The organism is Olsenella sp. oral taxon 807, from assembly GCF_001189515.2.
Lineage (GTDB): Bacteria > Actinomycetota > Coriobacteriia > Coriobacteriales > Atopobiaceae > Olsenella_F.
The window spans coordinates 3,091,596-3,107,690 of sequence record NZ_CP012069.2 but is presented as its reverse complement, the minus strand read 5'-3'; the positions used below and the strand labels follow the sequence as shown (position 1 = coordinate 3,107,690).

General features: G+C 66.7%; 16 protein-coding genes and 1 pseudogene. 1 reads left to right on the top strand and 16 read right to left on the bottom strand.

The genetic code is table 11. The features are described 5' to 3' along the window. Positions 1-174: 174 nt before the first annotated feature. Positions 175-396: pseudogene (locus tag ADJ70_RS14825) on the bottom strand (carbamate kinase); the annotation flags it as partial. 349 nt (positions 397-745) lie between these two features. On the opposite strand from ADJ70_RS14825, the gene ADJ70_RS13390 reads away from it, so the two are divergent. Continuing rightward, positions 746-1,687 carry a hypothetical protein gene (locus ADJ70_RS13390; RefSeq protein ID WP_050342207.1) on the top strand — a complete coding sequence of 314 codons (942 nt, stop codon included), beginning with the start codon at positions 746-748 and terminating at the stop codon, positions 1,685-1,687. 395 nt (positions 1,688-2,082) lie between these two features. Here the strand turns inward: ADJ70_RS13390 and arcC are convergent, their stop codons facing one another. The 15 genes from arcC to ADJ70_RS13315 all read right to left on the bottom strand — a co-directional run bounded on the left by arcC (position 2,083) and on the right by ADJ70_RS13315 (position 16,080). Beyond that, positions 2,083-3,048: a carbamate kinase gene (gene arcC, locus ADJ70_RS13385; RefSeq protein ID WP_050342205.1), complete on the bottom strand. Its 966-nt coding sequence runs from the start codon at positions 3,046-3,048 to the stop codon at positions 2,083-2,085. A 795-nt stretch (positions 3,049-3,843) separates the two neighbouring features. Further along, on the bottom strand, positions 3,844-4,428 hold the full coding sequence (locus ADJ70_RS13380; protein ID WP_050342204.1) for a hypothetical protein: 585 nt from the start codon (positions 4,426-4,428) through the stop codon (positions 3,844-3,846). A gap of 12 nt (positions 4,429-4,440) precedes the next feature. Next, positions 4,441-5,031, bottom strand: a complete 591-nt coding sequence (locus ADJ70_RS13375) for a hypothetical protein (protein ID WP_050342202.1) — start codon at positions 5,029-5,031, stop codon at positions 4,441-4,443. A 512-nt stretch (positions 5,032-5,543) separates the two neighbouring features. Beyond that, complete coding sequence (locus tag ADJ70_RS13370) at positions 5,544-6,872, bottom strand: DUF4013 domain-containing protein (protein ID WP_050342200.1); 1,329 nt, start codon at positions 6,870-6,872, stop codon at positions 5,544-5,546. A 545-nt stretch (positions 6,873-7,417) separates the two neighbouring features. Next, positions 7,418-7,582, bottom strand: a complete 165-nt coding sequence (locus ADJ70_RS14820) for a hypothetical protein (RefSeq protein WP_157051559.1) — start codon at positions 7,580-7,582, stop codon at positions 7,418-7,420. Between the two features lie 140 nt (positions 7,583-7,722). Further along, positions 7,723-7,854, bottom strand: a complete 132-nt coding sequence (locus ADJ70_RS15525; RefSeq protein WP_256381294.1) for a hypothetical protein — start codon at positions 7,852-7,854, stop codon at positions 7,723-7,725. A gap of 834 nt (positions 7,855-8,688) precedes the next feature. Next, on the bottom strand, positions 8,689-9,735 hold the full coding sequence (locus ADJ70_RS13360; protein WP_050342196.1) for a DUF4013 domain-containing protein: 1,047 nt from the start codon (positions 9,733-9,735) through the stop codon (positions 8,689-8,691). A gap of 1,007 nt (positions 9,736-10,742) precedes the next feature. Then, positions 10,743-11,234: a hypothetical protein gene (locus tag ADJ70_RS13350; protein ID WP_157051558.1), complete on the bottom strand. Its 492-nt coding sequence runs from the start codon at positions 11,232-11,234 to the stop codon at positions 10,743-10,745. Beyond that, entirely contained in the window at positions 11,231-11,419 is a 189-nt protein-coding gene (locus tag ADJ70_RS13345) for a hypothetical protein (protein ID WP_157051557.1), read from the bottom strand. The genes ADJ70_RS13350 and ADJ70_RS13345 overlap by 4 nt, the downstream gene beginning before the upstream one ends. Positions 11,420-11,463: 44 nt before the next feature. Beyond that, positions 11,464-11,907: a hypothetical protein gene (locus tag ADJ70_RS13340; protein ID WP_050342187.1), complete on the bottom strand. Its 444-nt coding sequence runs from the start codon at positions 11,905-11,907 to the stop codon at positions 11,464-11,466. Between the two features lie 36 nt (positions 11,908-11,943). Further along, entirely contained in the window at positions 11,944-12,504 is a 561-nt protein-coding gene (locus ADJ70_RS13335; RefSeq protein ID WP_050342185.1) for a hypothetical protein, read from the bottom strand. 22 nt (positions 12,505-12,526) lie between these two features. Then, a complete protein-coding gene (locus ADJ70_RS13330) occupies positions 12,527-13,870 on the bottom strand; it encodes a DUF4013 domain-containing protein (RefSeq protein ID WP_050342183.1) in 1,344 nt (447 codons plus the stop codon). Between the two features lie 231 nt (positions 13,871-14,101). Next, on the bottom strand, positions 14,102-14,533 hold the full coding sequence (locus ADJ70_RS13325) for a hypothetical protein (RefSeq protein WP_050342181.1): 432 nt from the start codon (positions 14,531-14,533) through the stop codon (positions 14,102-14,104). A gap of 61 nt (positions 14,534-14,594) precedes the next feature. Continuing rightward, complete coding sequence (locus tag ADJ70_RS13320; RefSeq protein WP_050342179.1) at positions 14,595-15,011, bottom strand: hypothetical protein; 417 nt, start codon at positions 15,009-15,011, stop codon at positions 14,595-14,597. A 64-nt stretch (positions 15,012-15,075) separates the two neighbouring features. Next, positions 15,076-16,080: a hypothetical protein gene (locus ADJ70_RS13315; protein WP_050342177.1), complete on the bottom strand. Its 1,005-nt coding sequence runs from the start codon at positions 16,078-16,080 to the stop codon at positions 15,076-15,078. Positions 16,081-16,095: the final 15 nt, after the last annotated feature.

The following is a 16,095-nucleotide window of genomic DNA, read 5'->3' as shown; positions in this document are numbered from 1 at the left end:
GCTGTTGTCCCGCGCCTCCCGGCCGGGCGGTTGCCCCGCGCCTCCTGGCGGGCGGACGGTTGCCCCCCACATCCCCTGCCGGGCGGACGGTTGCCCAGCGTTGCCCGGCCTGCCAGCGGGGCCAGCGATCACCGGCGAAACTGCCTCGACACCACCTGCGTCGCCAGCACAGCCCTACGCGTGGATGCGCGTGCCGGAAAGACCAGCCATGGCCTCTGCCGTCCTCTTGAGCGACCCGATGACGCAGGTGCGGCCAGGGCGGCTCTCGGCAAACTTGATGGCCACCCTCGCCTTTGGCTCCATGGAGCCCTTGCCAAACCGTCCCTCCTCGAGGTAGGCCCTCGCCTCCTCATCGGAGAGGTCCTCGAGCTCCCTATGGTCGGGCTTGCCAAGATGCCGTCTAGAGTACCGTTCTCATTTTCATTCTTGACACAAAAAACAAGCGGATATATTATATACTTATAATTTAGCTGTATATCCGTATGGGTGGAAGAGCGGCGCCCCGAGGGAAGGAGTGTTCCATGAGACATATCTCCTCTCTTAGGAGGCAGATTGTGACGCTTACGTTTACGACGCATGACCGTGGTGATACGATTTACGACTCCGCGACGTTGATTGATTCCGTCAGCATTAGCTAGCAAGCGTACTTCCACGTAAGGGGCAGAATCAAATGAATTTCTCCTCTTTGCATGTAGGTTATATGTCCACACAAAGCGGGACGGCTCCGAAGAGAAGGGACCCTCACATGAAGCGCATCGGACGGACGCTGGCAATCGCGCTTTCAATCACCCTGATGGCGGCGGCCGGGCTCGCGGTCGGCCGGGCTCGCGTCGCGCGGGCCGACGACTACAGCCGACCCCCAAGCTCTGGCATCTCCGAGGGCGACATCGCCATCCTCTCGGCGACCAGGACGGAGTTCGAGGTCGGGCCCGACCAGCAGACGACGCTCCGCCTGCAGTCCACCCTCGCCGTCGACCATGCCGTCGCGAGCGTCGCGGGAAGCGGAGAGACCCTCCCAATGTACGACGACGGCAACCTCGGCGCCCATGGCGACGACATCGCCGGCGACGGCGTCTACTCCGCCCTCTACACGGTCGACTGCTCAAGGGAGGACCTGGGCGGCATCGAGATAACCGGCACCATCACGATCGGCTCCCAGTCCCTCGCGAGCGAGCCCGTCGCGCTCTACGTCGTCGCCCCCTTCACCGACGCCGAGCTCGGCCTCATGGCGACCGTCGACCAGGCGATATCCGACGTCATGCAGGGCGAGGGGTTCGACGCGAAGCCCCTCCCCGACCAGGCCGCTGCCGTCAAGGCCGTGCTGGACAGGCTCGCGAGCAGCGACCCCGGCATAGAGGGGTACAGCTCCCCGCTCATCGTCAAGGGGTCGGTCGAGTACGAGGAGGGCGCAACGGCCATCTCGTTCCAGTACGCGATCGGGGCCGGCATCGACGGCGGCGTCCTGCTCAAGAACCCGGATCCCAACATGAAGGGGGGCGACGCCGAACGCCAGGCTAGCAGCGCTGAGCGCATGCACACTGGGGTGGAGATGGGGACAGAAGGGGGCAGCGATGTACGCACAGCCGCGCCGTCCGCCGACCTGCCGACGACCCTGGCGATCGGCGCGGCCCTGGCGGTGGCGCTGGGCGCGTGCCTGCTACTGAGACTGAGGCGCGGGCGGGGGTGACGCACGGTCTCGGTCCAGCTGTACAAACAGGCGTGTCATGCCCGGCGTATGTGGCAAACCCCATTATTGCGGGGGCGCGTGGCACGCAGTCCGCTCCCGGGCATACCCGCGCAGCATCGACCGGGCGTCCAGTCGCGCTATGTATGCCGGCAGCCACCGCAATTTGTCGCCACTCGCCACCGGTCAGCAGGGGCCCAGGCCCGCAGCCCCGCCTGTGACATTGGCACTCGTAACGTCCTTCCTCTGCATGGCACCGAGACACGAACCGCCTGCCACCCATCCCTCATGTACCGCCTCGCACCCGCAGACGAATGGAGCGCGCCCAATCCGGCAGCGCGCGTCCCAGCAGACAGGGCCGGGCTCGGGCAGCGCCGGACTCGGGTAGTGCCGGTCTCCTACGCGTGGATACGCGTGCCGGAAAGACCGGCCATGGCCTCTGCCGCCCTCTCGAGCGACCCGATGACGCAGGTGCGGCCAGGGCGGCTCTCGGCAAACCTGATGGCCGCCCTGACCTTTGGTTCCATGGAGCCCTTGCCAAACTGTCCCTCCTCGAGGTAGGCCCTCGCCTCCCCGACGGAGAGGTCCTCGAGCTCCTTCTGGTCGGGCTTGCCAAAGTTGATGGCAACGTGGTCGACGGCGGTCAGCAAGACGAGCGTGTCGGCGTGGCAGTCCTCGGCGAGCAGCTCGCCGCCCATGTCCTTGTCGATGACGGCGGCGACGCCCTTGTAGGCCCCCTTGTCCCCATAGTCGCGCACCACGGGGATGCCGCCCCCACCGCAGGCGATGACGATGAACTCGTTATCAAGGAGGTTCAGGATACTCTCGTACTCGACTATCTTCTTGGGGTCGGGAGAGGCGACGACACGTCTCCAACCCCGACTGGAGTCCTCGACGAAGGTCATGTCAGGATGCGCGGCCATCTCGGCGTCTGCCTGTTCTTTGGTGAGAAAGGCGCCGATGGGCTTGGTGGGATTCTGGAACGCGGGGTCATCGGGATCCACCTCGATCTGGGTGACGACGGTCGCGACGTGCCAGCGCTTGTACTCCTTGTGCATGGCTGCGCCGATGGCCTGCTGCAGGTGGTACCCAATGTAGCCTTGGCTCATGGCGCCACACTCGGGCAGGTCCATCGTGGGGATCTTGGGATCGGTCTGGTTCGCGAAGGTGAACGCCTTCTGGATCATACCGACCTGCGGCCCGTTGCCGTGGGTGATGATGATCTCGTTGCCCTGCTCGATAACCCGAAGCAGAGTAGGCGCCGCCTCGCGCACACGCCTGATCTGCTCCTCTGGGGTATTGCCAAGGGCGTTGCCGCCAAGGGCGATGACGACGCGGTTGGGCTTGCCATAGGGTTTTGACATGTCTGGTCTCCTTTGCTGTAGGTACCGTTTACGACGGCACGTACCCTCACTAACTCACTAACTCTGTGCGCCTACGTCATGAAGGTACCTCTTATCCTTAGCGTGTGTGTGACATTTTTATTGGATTCTCTGAACGGTCGAAAATCGGCATTTGCCGGTTCTACCACTGTAGATTCTGAGTAACGAGTAACTTATACTTTGGTTCACATGGCCTACTGTAACCATCATGGAGACCTGCCGTCAGACCGTGCGAGACTGGCGATCCAGCGCACCCGGCAGTACGAGTCAACACGGACGTCACGCACTCGGTGGTCTTAAGTCCGCGATCAGGACGTCGGGACAGTCCCATGACGCGAGGGCTTGCCGTACCACCACCGGCACGACCGTCTTGGCCAGACGCAACCTTGTACGAGGTTCGGCCACATCAAGAAAGGTGCATCATGGTACCCCGGTCGGGGGATCCTCTACAAGAGCGCTCCGGCCGACTGGAAAAGATGAGTTTTGCAGCGCCATGGCGTACCGTAGACAACATGGGCTTGCATGGTGGGCGCCAGGCACGCACAGTCGCATCGCGACGAGCCCCCTACCTTCGCACAAGGCCCCAATGCCCGCGAGCTCGTACACCGAACGCCCGAAGTCCACGTGCACCTCCCCGGAGAGTGGCTCGCGGAGTAGATGCTCCCGCACCTCACCGCCACGCCATCGGTCCCGGCCGCCGAAGGACCGGCGGGCAGGCACCCGGGGCCACGGTGACGTCCCCTCACCAGGACCTCTCCTCTCTCTGCGGCGCGTAACCTATCGGAAGGCCTTCTCGGTCGATTCGTCATATAGGTATGACTGCCCTTGCTCCTTGCAGAGCGAGTTAACCAGGTATCTTAGCTTTTTGCTTTTCAGCAGTATGTCGAAACACTCGACCAATCCCTCCTGACTGGTAATTTCAACGCTAAACTTCTCATCGTCTACCGTGCCACAGCTATTGAGCAGATGCGCGGTATCGCGGTACACACCCTCATCAACAGTCATTGCGATAGGAAAGACCGGAGGCACCACCAACAGGAAAAGCTGAAACGAATACGTCTCATTCTGAATGTCGAAGACGTACGTATGGCTCTTATAGAGATTGTTCGCATCAATATGCGAGTCTTGCTGAAGATGAGTTACCGAAACTGTTTCCTGCAGTTTCTGCGCCTCCTGAAAAATCGGAAAAAGCGCTCCGGCGAGGTCCTCCTCTGACTGCTTGTGATATGCCGCCCTCACTGCACCGTCAGTCGCCTCGCCCAGGTCAGCGGCCATCTTTGTTAGGAATACCCCCACCTCATTGGTGCGCTCATAGAGCTCATCGTTGAGAAGGCCGGTCCAGAGGTTCGTACTATCAGTCATTTGACAGTCCTCTCATTGAATTGTTACAAACAGTGGCAGATGGTCACTGATCTTCTTTTTGGGTCGCCACTTCTCCACAAGATCCTCGCCACCAATGCTTCTGAGGTAGGCAAACTGCGAGATACTATCCATAAGCGAGGGACTCACCAACACTTGGTCGAGACAGTGCCAGTACGGCTCTGCATCGGCAGTCGCACGGTAGTAGGACCCGTACATTGTGGTGCTTTCGGAAAGCCAGTTGAGAACTGGGTTGTATAAATACTTGAAGTCCCACCCATGCCACGTTCTCTTCTTGTGAACTCTAAGGACTTCCTTGAAGGGGATTGCGTTGAGTGCATCCACCTGAAGCAGCTCGCTATCGTATGGATTCGCGTTCAGGTCATCAATGATGACTGTGTTGTCGCAGCTACACTGTGTCTCCGCTGTATGCACCCGCCTCATGAGTGCGCGAATCTCAATGAGTCTGGAGGCCACATTTGGACTGGAGCGCCTGTCCGGCAGATGGGTCATCGCCAAGATGTAGTCTCGATCTCTGCCCCCGATATAGCTGACCGAGAACCTTGTCTCTTCCCATGTGTGTCTAACCCTGAGGTCAGTTTTCATGACTGACCTAACTTTATCGCAGCCTAGCCACGAAGGCCCCGGCTGATAACAAGGGCCGAGGACTCTGACGAGCGCGGGAACGTCGACTTACCGGTGCTCGGCAAACATAGCAACATCAACGTCTTTCTCCGTGACAAGAGACGCTATGAGACCAGTGTTGTCGTTGCGATTAAGATTCCAGAACAGAAGATTCATACGCTCAGCCCCAAGGTTAGGAAAGCCAACGAAGCGCCCGCCTTTGGCCCACTTTCGAAATGATAGCAGAAGAAGAGGATCGCTAAGACAGCCCACCTGTGGTAGCGCGACGGCACCGCCACAAGACGTGCGCGGAATATCGCCCGACGACTTGCCAAAAAGCCTTGGTATTACCCGAAGATGTCCTTGAATATGTGAGATCGCGTGAGCACACCGCGTATGTTGAGTCATGCGACACAAGACCCATGGCGCCATTGTGGGCTCGCGTACAGGAAGGCTGGTAGCCCACAATCCCTCTCCCCTGGCGGCGCCGGCGCTCACGACGGCTCCCAGTAGTCGAGGTCGTAGTCGGCCCCGAAGAGCAGCCGCGGCTGCTGGGGGTTCTCGATCGCGGGCACCCAGTAGAACGCGCTCACGATCTTGAAGCGGACGGAGGGGTCGTCCTCGGCCTCGTAGTAGTACTCCCTCCCCCAGCCCGCGTGGTCGGACTCCCCGACGCGCACGTAGGCGTGCCTCCCCAGGGAGTGGCCCGCAGAGTAGCCGTTCCCGTACCTGGCCGCGGCGGCGTCGGCCCCGGCCGCCGAGGGGCCCATGAGGTACGTCGCGCACATGCTCAGCGCCGGCCAGAGGACCACGACCAGCAGGCAGACGCTCAGGGCCACGGCGACGGCCCTCCTCATGGGGCGCCTCCCCCCTCGCGGCGCGCGGGGGCGCCCGGCGGCGGGCCCGGGCCCTCCCGGCGCACGCCCGGCGTCCTGGCTGGGCGGGGGCCCGCCCGCCCAGTCGCGCGCCCCGGCGCCGCCGGCCTCGAGGGCGGCCTCCCGGGGCTGGGCGGGCGCCGGCGGGGCGCTCGCCGGCCCCTCGGCCCCGCGCCCCGCCGGGGCGGCGAACTGCCTCACCCACAGCCCGACCATGGCATGGGACACCAGCAGGAGGAGGGAGCAGGAAGCGGACGCGAGCAGGCAGTACAGCAGGGTGGAGAGGGCGCCGGCGACGACCCCGCCCGCGCCCAGAACGAGGAGGACGAGGAGCGCGCCCGCCTCCCGGGTGGGCATCACGAGGGCGGTGGCGCAGGCGAGGGTGAGGAGCGTGACCGTGGCGGAGACCCTTGCGTAGCCGCCGGGGTCGCGCCCGACCATACCGGCGACGCCGCAGACGCGACGCCCCACGGCCACGTCCCGGCGGACGGCCGAGCGCACGGCCGACGCGGCCACGAGGACGGCGCAGGGCGATGCGACGAGGATGGGCAGCAGGAGGGCGATGGGGCCGACGTCCAGCAAGGCCATCCAGAGGAAGTCAGGCCTAGTGACCATGGCACGGAGGATGAGGCGAAGGAACCGCGGCCCGCCCATCGCCACGGCGTCGAGGGCGAGGAGCACCGCCGGGACGGCGCACCAGCAGAGGGCGACGGCGAGGGTGCGGAGACCCTCGCCGAGGCACCGCCCGGCGTCTATCCCCCTCTGCCTGGGGGGCTCGTCGGACCCCAGGGCGATGCTACGGGCCCACTCGACCGCGTACCCCAGCGCGAAGGCCCACCCAACCACGGGGACGAGCGCGCAGACGCACAGCGTCAGGACGACCACGGGCCAGCCCCTGTCCCTGACCAGCAGGGACCAGGCGCGGGAGAGGTACCCCGCCTCGCTCATGTCTCGCTCCCTCCGATATCCCGGGCGGCCGGCCGCCGCCTCCCGCATGCCCCGCACCACGCGTCCTGGTTCGAGCAGATGTAGTTCGGGCACGTACGGCTGCGACGGCTACCACCCTCAGCGAGCCCATTATGGTCGAGCCTCTACCCATCCTCGCCCCTTCGCTCCCGCGCGAGCTGTCGGTCGCTCCCATCATAACACCCCCCGTGGCGGACCCGGAAACGACCGCCCAGTGTCATTAACCCGTAATTCCCGGCTAGATCTCTAACCACGCCGAAGCTCACACCAAAAATTAGACCGTGCGATGAGCTCGATGCCACCCGGTCACCATCAATGCAAGCAGCGAGCGAGGACGCACTCCATCACACACCTCGCCTTCCGCGCAGGACGCCCGCAGGCAACGGACCCCACGCACTCAGTGGCATCGAGTGGCGCAAGGGCCGACGAGCCTCCTGCCTCCACTCAAGTTCCCGATGCCTGCGAACTCGTGCACCGACCGCCCCGAACCCACATCCCCCTCTCACCGCAGGATCCCAGATCAGGCGCTAACCCGGCTCAGGCCCCGACCCCTCGCTTTGCCTCTTGACAATCAAGCCAAGCACCACTGCGGCCGCCGAGAGGGCAAACCAAGCCACGATGCAGATTATCAGGGGAGCGATGAAGAAGATGAAGGCCTCCTCGGGAGAGAACAGGTCGCCCATGACGACCACGGGGGACGCCTCTGAAAGGAGGTCACCGTATAGTGTATATGGTGCACAAGCACGGCGCCTGACAGCACCACGCAAGGCATCGACTTTCTCGCGTCAACCGAGGCGCGGATGCCGCAGATACCCGCCGACAACATGAGCAGCTAAGCGAACAAATCCCGCCCAAGGATAACGAAGCTCATGATCACATGCAGGATCGAGATGAGCCTCAATGCACCCTGAGCGTCGGTACGTCCTCTATAGTCGGACCCACCTTGGTTAGAGCAATAGTCCACGGTCACGCTCCCATTCGGACAAACCTATGATAAGTACGTCCTCGGTCACCGCCTGTGCCTGATTATAGGGGTGTGACGGGCATCCGGCACCATGGCAATCCCACCTCACTCGCGCCGAGGCCCACAAGGTGCAAATCGGTCGCGCTCAGACACGGCTCCCGGCCGGACCTGGCCGAGAGCTTCTTCTCAAGGACGACCCGCCAGACGCCGCGCGGCATCCGGGTCTCCAGCAGGGACGAGCCCGAGGAGAGGATCCTGCGCCACCTCGGGAGGCGAGCGCCGAGCCGGTCGCCTGCAGGTGGAGTGCCGCCCACGGCCGGAGATCCCCGCGAGGGCATCGCCGATGCCGCAGGCGCTGGCGGCCGCGCGCAACCAGAGGCGCGAGGCATGCGACGACAAGGCAGCCACCTGCAAGCCCACGTCGGTCGCGCGCAAGCTCCATCGGACGATCGGCGCCAAGTGTCCGGTGGAGGTTCCGTTCGCCAGTGGTAAGAATCAGGGTCGGGAATCACGGGTTAATGACATTGCCCGGCCGCGCCCCCGCACCCACACCCAGGTGCCCGCGAGGGCGGGGACGTAGCGCGTGGCGAACTCGGTCGCGCCCATCGTGGGGAAGCCGCCCTCTATGGCCCAGCTGCTTTCTCAGGGCGTGCCTCACGTAGCGCTTATCCCCATGCCTCTCGTGCAGGCCATCGCTCGCAAGTCCCCACAGGATCGTTCACACTCTGCCCTTGCGCTACCGTAGGGCCCATTTAGCCCCAAATGAGCCCGACGGTAACACTTGCCCCGCCCGATGGAGGTGACAGCCGTACCGACATCGACGCCCCCGCACGGTTAGCTGGGTTGAGGGTTGTCTTCGCCCCATCGGCTGCCATCGGTTGATATCGACTTTGCGCCCTCGCCCGATGACGCCCCCACCCTCCCGCGGGCCCTCGGCATCCGCCAGCCGGAGGGTGGTGACGCGAGCGTCTCGATGGCGAGCTCAACCGGGTCCTCGGAAAAGGGTGGGGCCCCGCGCCGCAGAGTGGCCGAGCGTGGGGGCGCAACGGGCCAAGGCCGGTCCTGCGACTGCGACGCCATGAGCGACAACGCCCCGTCCGCGCCCCCAAGCGGGATGTCGAACTGCCTCAGCCACAAGCCGACCATCGCGTGGAGCATCAACGACATGAGGGTGCAGGCCATGACCACCAGCAGACGAAACGCGAGATCCGTCATGCTTATGCAGTCCCAGCCGACGAACAGTGAGGAGAAGGCCGCTACGCCGAGCAGGAAGAAAAACACCGGAAGAAGGGCGAAGAGGACGAGGAAGACGAACACGGCAACGCTCGAGATGCCAATATATCCACCCACATCGCTCCTGACCATCCCCATGATGCGAGCGACCCGAAATCCTGCGGCAACGCTGCGGCAGACGGCCGCCCACACGCCCGCCACGACCGCCAGGGTCGCGCAGAGCGAGCCCGAGGCGACGAGCAGCCAGAAGGTGGTGGAGCCGGCGGCTTGGGCGGCCAGGAACGAGAGGGAGAAGATCCACAGGTCGTCCTCCCTCGGGTCATGAGGAGGGGCGCTGGGAAGCGACCCGCCCGTCACCGTCATGGCAAGAAGGAAGAGGGCCGCACACGCAACGCACCAGCCAAGGGCGACGACGAGGGACCGGCAGCCGCTCCTGAGGCATCGGCCGGCGTCGATGTCCCTTTGACCCGGGGGCTCCTCGAGACCCCGGGCGATGAGGCAGGCCCACTCGACCTCGTACCCCAGCGCGAAGGCCCACCCCACCACAGGGACGAACGCGCAGGAGAACAGCATCAGGACGACCACGGGCCAGCCCCTGTCCCTGGTGAGCAGCGCCCAGGCGCGGGAGAGGTATCTCGTGTCCTTCATGGTCAGTCAGCCCCACCCCGACGACGCGGCGACCCACCCCGAGGGGCGCGCCCCCAAGCGCCCGACGCCACGCCACGGGTGACACGCGCCCCGACGCGGATGGAAAGGCCGGAGTCCGACCTCGAGGCCCTCGCCCACCGCACACCAGGCGCCGGGCCCCGACCTGCCGTATCCCGAACTCGACCTCCAAGCGCCGTACGCGTGAGGCCACTCCTCCGAGTTCGAACGGATGTAGTTCCAACCAGCGTGGCGATGGCCGAGGAAATCAGGCCTGCTGAGCCAGTGGAGCTCGCAGGCGATGATCGGGGTCAGGTCCCCGCCGTCGTCCGACACGAGGCGATAGTGGATTCTCCCCGCCTCATCGCTGTCCTGGCAGAGAGGAAGCTCTACGCCAGGCCGCGCCGCTCCCCGCCCCACCGCCCCCTGCACGAGCCCAGCACATTCCCAACGCTCGGGCCCTCGGGGTAGGACCCCATCATCGCAGCGATAACTAGGGAGGGGATGATCGCCGCCCTCGGGACATACCATATCCGCGCCGTCCGCCACCATGCCAATAACCCCCCTCGCGCATACATAGTCCCATCATAGCGCATACGTGCACGAGACAGTCGGCCGCAACAGACGCAAGGGTGAGGTCTTGGCACAGGGCGTGCCACCGTTAACAGGTGGGCCGGCGACGCCTTCCCAGGCTAGCGTAGCGTCCAGCATCTGGTCAGCGGACAGTCCACACGCCTCCTCTTGCCAGCTCGGGCATCCCGTAGCGACGTCGTCCCCGCCCCCCAGTGGAGCGCGGGACGCGAACGCCGGGCTTGCAAAGCTCGGCTGCACCACCCAGTGGTGCCGAATGCGCGATGCACGTGCCATTCGGTTGCACCGAGTGGCACGCTATTTCCCGACAGCTGCGCATATGTCAATCCCTGCGCCATCCGGCGCCGCCGAGCACGCCACCTCCCACCGCCGGATGGCGCGCGCATATCTCTGCAGCGCGCTCAGAGGCATCCCGCAGGTCAAGGCTGCCTGTCGAAGAGATGGCGTCTCGGCCCGTCGTACCCCGGGCTCAACTCCCATGCGTTGTAAGCATGAAGCCACTCCTCCGAGTTCGAACAGATGTAGTTCCAGCCGGCATCGCGATGCTCGAAGATGCCCCACCTCCCGAACCAGTGGAACTCGCAGGTGAGCACCAGAGGTATGTTCCCGCCCTCGGTCGACACGAAGTGGTAGCGGACCTGCCCGGCCTCGTCGGTGTCCTCGTAGAGGAAGCGGTACGTCAGGCCGTACCTGTCCCTGTCGTTCTGCACGGTGTAGGAGTCAAACGCCCCCTGGACGCTCGGACCGTCCCAGTACTCCTTCAATGTCCTGAAGATCTGAGGAGTCGACAGCGCGATGCCCAAGAGGGCTACGCACAGGAAGACGACGGACACTACCCCACGCGAGCTCACCCTGACCGTACCCCCGCCCACGCCGGGACACCTCCCCGTGCCGTCGGGCATCCCCATCATGCGCCTCCCTCGTGGCGGTACGGCCCCCTCGTAATGTCGTAGAGGAAGCTGTCCGTCTCGTGGACGATCCACAGGAGGTCCTCGCCGTACAGCCCCATGCTCCTTCCATACCTGAGCAGCTCCCACCCATCGTTGTCAAAACCGGACAAGGTCACCGTCAGCTTGAAGTCAAACGTGTCGTCCACGGCCCCTTTCTCCTTCCTCTTACGATGCATCTCCATGTGGCATATCAGGACCGGACTCTGGTCCTCGGCCCGTCGTACCCCGGACTCGTCCGCCAGGCCTCATAGGCGCGAACCCACTCCTCCAGGTTCGAGCGGACGTAGTTCCATCCGGCGTGGCGGTGGTGGGAGAAGTCGAGGTTGTCGAACCAGTGGAACTCGCAGGTGATGACCAGGGGGATGTTCCCGCCGTTGTCCGACACGAAGTGGTAGCGGACCCGCCCCGCCCCGTCTGTGTCCTGGTAGAGGAAGGTGTACGTCAGGCCGTGCTGGCTTTTGTCGTTCTGCACGGCGTGGGAGTCGAGCGCCGCCCGCAGGCTCGGGCCCTCCCGGTACTCCCCCAGCATCCTGATGAGATGGGGGGCCGACAGCACGGTGACCAGGGCGGCTATGCACAGCAGGGCGGTCCCCGCCACCCCCAGCGGGCCCGCCCTGGTCGCGCCCCTACCCACGTCGGGACACCTCCCCCGCGCCGCCGGGCATCCCCATCATGCGCCCCCCTCGCGGCGGTACGGCCCTCTGGGGATGTCGTAGAGGAAGCTGTCCGTCTCGTGGACCACCCACAGGAGGCCCATGCCGTACAGGCCCAGGGCCCTCTCGTGTCCACAATACCCCTCTCCGTCGGCGGAGTAGAGACGGCGATCGTCGTCACTCTGCTCCCCATGCCCATCTGCGGCCGGCGTGCCCTGCGGGACCGTCGGCCGCAGGCTCCTGCCGTAGTACGCCTCCTCCCACTCCTCCGAGTTCGAATGGACGTAGTTCCAGCCGGCGGGCCGGTAGTCAAAGGCGTCGAAGCTGCCGAGCCAGAGGAACTCGCAGGTGAGGGCCAGAGGTATGTCCCCTCCCCCGGTCGACACGTAGTGGTAGCGCACCCACCCCTCCCCGTCAGTGTCCTCGCAGAGGAAGCGGTACGTGATGCCGAGCGCCTCGCGGTGCCACCTCATGGCGCAAGAGCCGAGCGCCGCCTCAACGCTCGGGCCCCCGAGGTAGGCCCCCGGCATCACGCCGAGGCGGGCGGCCGGCGCCACGGCGGGGAGCAGGCATGCCACGGCCCCCTAGCGGCGCCGGCGCTCACGACGGCTCCCAGTAGTCGAGGTCGTAGTCGGCCCCGAAGAGCAGCCGCGGCTGCTGGGGGTTCTCGATCGCGGGCACCCAGTAGAACGCGCTCACGATCTTGAAGCGGACGGAGGGGTCGTCCTCGGCCTCGTAGTAGTACTCCCTCCCCCAGCCCGCGTGGTCGGACTCCCCGACGCGCACGTAGACGTGCCTCCCCAGGGAGTGGCCCGCGGAGTAGCCGTTCCCGTACCTGGCCGCGGCGGCGTCGGCCCCGGCCGCCGAGGGGCCCATGAGGTACGTCGCGCACATGCTCAGCACCGGCCAGAGGACCACGACCAGCAGGCAGACGCTCAGGGCCACGGCGACGGCCCTCCTCATGAGGCGCCTCCTCCCTCGCGGCGCGCGGGGGCGCGCGGCGGCGGGCCCGGGAGGGGCGCCGCCCGCGGGCCCGGGCCCTCCCGGCGCAGGCCCGGCGTCCTGGCTGGGCGGGGGCCCGCCCGCCCAGTCGCGCGCCCCGGCGCCGCCGGCCTCGAGGGCGGCCTCCCGGGGCTGGGCGGGCGCCGGCCCCTCGGCCCCGCGCCCCGCCGGGGCGGCGAACTGCCTCACCCACAGCCCGACCATGGCATGGGACACCAGCAGGAGGAGGGAGCAGGACGCGAACGCGAGCAGGCAGTACAGCAGGGTGGAGAGGGCGCCGATGACCCCGCCCCCGCCCGGGGCGAGTCGGGCGAGGAGGTAGTCCGCCACCCAGGGGAGCATCACGAGGGCGGTGGCGCAGGCGAGGGTGAGGAGCGTGACCGTGGCGGAGACCCTTGCGTAGCCGCCGGGGTCGCGCCCGACCATCTCGGTGACGCCGCAGACGCGACGCCCCGCGGCCACGTCCCGGCGGACGGCCGAGCGCACGGCCGACGCGGCCACGAGGACGGCGCAGGGCGATGCGACGAGGATGGGCAGCAGGAGGGCGATGGGGCCGACGACCAGCAGGGCCAGCAGGGGCAGCAAGATGAAGTCGGGCCTGGCGGCCAGGACGGCGAGGAGGAGGTGGGGAAACGACGGCTCTCCCGTCACCGCGGCGTCAATGGCGAGAAGCACCGCCGGGACGGCGCACCAGCCGAGGGCGACGGCGAGGGTGCGGACGCCCTCGTCGAGGCACCGCCCGGCGTCTATCCCCCTCTGCCTGGGGGGCTCGTCGGACCCCAGGGCGATGTCGCGGGCCCACTCGACCGCGTACCCCAGCGCGAAGGCCCACCCAACCACGGGGATGAGCGCGCAGACGCACAGCGTCAGGACGACCGCGGGCCAGCCCCCGCCCCTGACGAGCAGGGACCAGGCGTCTGAGAGGTACCCCTCCTCGCTCATGTCTCGCTCCCTCCGATGCCCCGGGCGGCCGGCCGCCGCCTCCCGCATGCCTCGCGCCACCCGTCACGGCTCGGGCGGGCGCAGTTCCGGCCCGTGCGGCGGTAGCGACGGCCACCACCCTCAGCAAGCCCAGTATGGTCGAGCCCCTACCCATCCTCGCCCCCCTCGATCCCGCGCGGGCCGCCGGACGCCCCCATCATAACACCCCCCGCCACGGCCCGGGGCCGCCCGTCAGCGTATCGGGATGCCGTACCCCTGGCCCGACCCCCAGGCGTCGTAGGCGCGAACCCTCTCCTCCGGGTTCGAGCAGACGTAGTTCCAGCCGGCGGGGTAGAACTCGAGGAAGCCCCAGCTGTCGAACCAGCGGAACTCGCAGGTGATGACCAGCGGGATGTTCCCGCCGTTGTCCGACACGAAGTGGTAGCGGACCCGCCCCGCCTCGTCTGTGTCCTCGTAGAGGAAGGTGTACGTTATGCCGTACAGCTCCCTGTCGTTCCGCACGACCCGGGAATGGAGCGCCGCCCCGATGCTCGGGCCCTCCTGGTACACCTTCATCATCCTGACGAAGTAGGGGCCGAACTGCACGGCGGCGGCGACGGCCACGCACAGGCAGGCGACGGCCACCACCCTCAGCGAGCCCATTGTGGTCGAGCCCCTACCCATCCTCGTCCCCCTCGCTCCCGCGCGAGCCGCCGGACGCCCCCGTCACGGCCCGGGCCGCCCGTCAGCGTATCGGCCCGTCGTACCCCGGGCTCGAACGCCAGGCCTCGTAGGCCCGGATCCACTCCTCCGAGTTCGAGCGGACGTAGTTCCAGCCGGCGGGCCGGTAGTCGAAGAAGCTGAAGTTGTCGACCCAGCGGAACTCGCAGGTGAGCACCAGCGGTATGTTCCCGCCCTCGGTCGACACGAGGTGGTAGCGGACCTGCCCGGCATCGTCGGTGTCCTGGTAGAGGAACTCATACGTCAGGCCGTACCCCTCATCCCAGCGCACGCTGTGCGAGTCGAGCGCCGCCCCGACGCTCGGGCCGTCGAGGTAGGACCCCATCATCACGCCGAGGTAGACGGCCATCAGCGCGGCGACGACCAAAGAGGGGGTGACTGCCGCCCTCGGAACGTCCCTGCCCGCGTCATTCGCCACCATGCCAACGCACCTCCCCTCGCACTCCCGTGACCCCATCATAGCGCATGTGCGCGCCAAGACGTCATCAGGGGCCGAGTCGCCCCGCGCCCCTCCGACCCCTGATGACCAGGCAGAGCCCCAGCGAGGTCCCCGAGAGGGCGAGCCAGGCGAGAATGAACGTCGCCTGGGACGTGAGGGGGCCGACGAAGAGCGCCCACTCCTCGGGAGACAGGCCAAGGTCCCGCACGGTGCCAATGCCCTGGGCGAGCGCGACGGCGCTCCACGCGGCGTATGCGAGCGTGGCGCCCGACAGGGCCAGGCAGGGCACCACCCTGCCTGGGTCATCCGAAGCCCGGATCCCACAGACGCCCGTCGACAGGTTGAGCAGGAGGGCGGGCCAGCCCCATCGCAGGAAGAGGGCGCCCCCGACCAGGTGCAGCACCGCGACAACCCTCAGCGCCCTCCGGGCGCCGGCGGGCGCGCCGGGGCCGGGCACGCCGCCAGCGGGTGGACGGCACGAGGCGACCCCTCCACCCACCTGGCCGCCCGCAGGGCGTCCCTGCGGCCAGAGAGTCGGATCTTGGGTCGGGGGAGGCTCGGGGCAGGGGCTAGCACCCCTCAGCTGCCCGTCGCCCAGCGAGGGGGAGGCGGCCCGCCCGTCGCCAGAACCCCATCCCGGGGCGGTTGGCCCCAGGCCCGGCCCCGCCGCCCCCACGCAGGCCACACCGAGCACCACGGCGACGACCGAGAGGGCGAGCCGGGCCAGGGCGAGCAGCACCGGGAGGGCCGGGAAGGGGGCACCGGGGAGGCTGCCGGCCGGGGCGGACACAAGGGCGAGGTTCTGGCACAGCCTCATCACGTGGGCCGCGTGGTACACGAGCAGCGTGCTCGACATTACGAGGTACGGGGCGCCCCTGCGGGGGTCGCACGAGGCGCGGACGCCGCAGACGCCCGTCAGGAGCACGAGCAGAAAGACAAATAGGTCCTGCGGGAGGACGAGGACGCTCCCCGCCACATGCAGCGCCGCGACACCCCTCAGCGCCCACCGCGTGCCGGCAGACCCATTGTCGCTGCAGCCAAGGTAGACCATGGTAACTCCTCTCCA

Excerpts from the sequence above, each read along its gene's own strand:
- ADJ70_RS13390 (WP_050342207.1), top strand. The coding sequence starts at position 746 with ATGAAGCGCATCGGACGGACGCTGGCAATCGCGCTTTCAATCACCCTG.
- arcC (WP_050342205.1), bottom strand. The coding sequence starts at position 3,048 with ATGTCAAAACCCTATGGCAAGCCCAACCGCGTCGTCATCGCCCTTGGC.
- ADJ70_RS13380 (WP_050342204.1), bottom strand. The coding sequence starts at position 4,428 with ATGACTGATAGTACGAACCTCTGGACCGGCCTTCTCAACGATGAGCTC.
- ADJ70_RS13375 (WP_050342202.1), bottom strand. The coding sequence starts at position 5,031 with ATGAAAACTGACCTCAGGGTTAGACACACATGGGAAGAGACAAGGTTC.
- ADJ70_RS13370 (WP_050342200.1), bottom strand. The coding sequence starts at position 6,872 with ATGAGCGAGGCGGGGTACCTCTCCCGCGCCTGGTCCCTGCTGGTCAGG.
- ADJ70_RS13360 (WP_050342196.1), bottom strand. The coding sequence starts at position 9,735 with ATGAAGGACACGAGATACCTCTCCCGCGCCTGGGCGCTGCTCACCAGG.
- ADJ70_RS13350 (WP_157051558.1), bottom strand. The coding sequence starts at position 11,234 with ATGATGGGGATGCCCGACGGCACGGGGAGGTGTCCCGGCGTGGGCGGG.
- ADJ70_RS13330 (WP_050342183.1), bottom strand. The coding sequence starts at position 13,870 with ATGAGCGAGGAGGGGTACCTCTCAGACGCCTGGTCCCTGCTCGTCAGG.
- ADJ70_RS13325 (WP_050342181.1), bottom strand. The coding sequence starts at position 14,533 with ATGGGTAGGGGCTCGACCACAATGGGCTCGCTGAGGGTGGTGGCCGTC.
- ADJ70_RS13320 (WP_050342179.1), bottom strand. The coding sequence starts at position 15,011 with ATGGTGGCGAATGACGCGGGCAGGGACGTTCCGAGGGCGGCAGTCACC.
- ADJ70_RS13315 (WP_050342177.1), bottom strand. The coding sequence starts at position 16,080 with ATGGTCTACCTTGGCTGCAGCGACAATGGGTCTGCCGGCACGCGGTGG.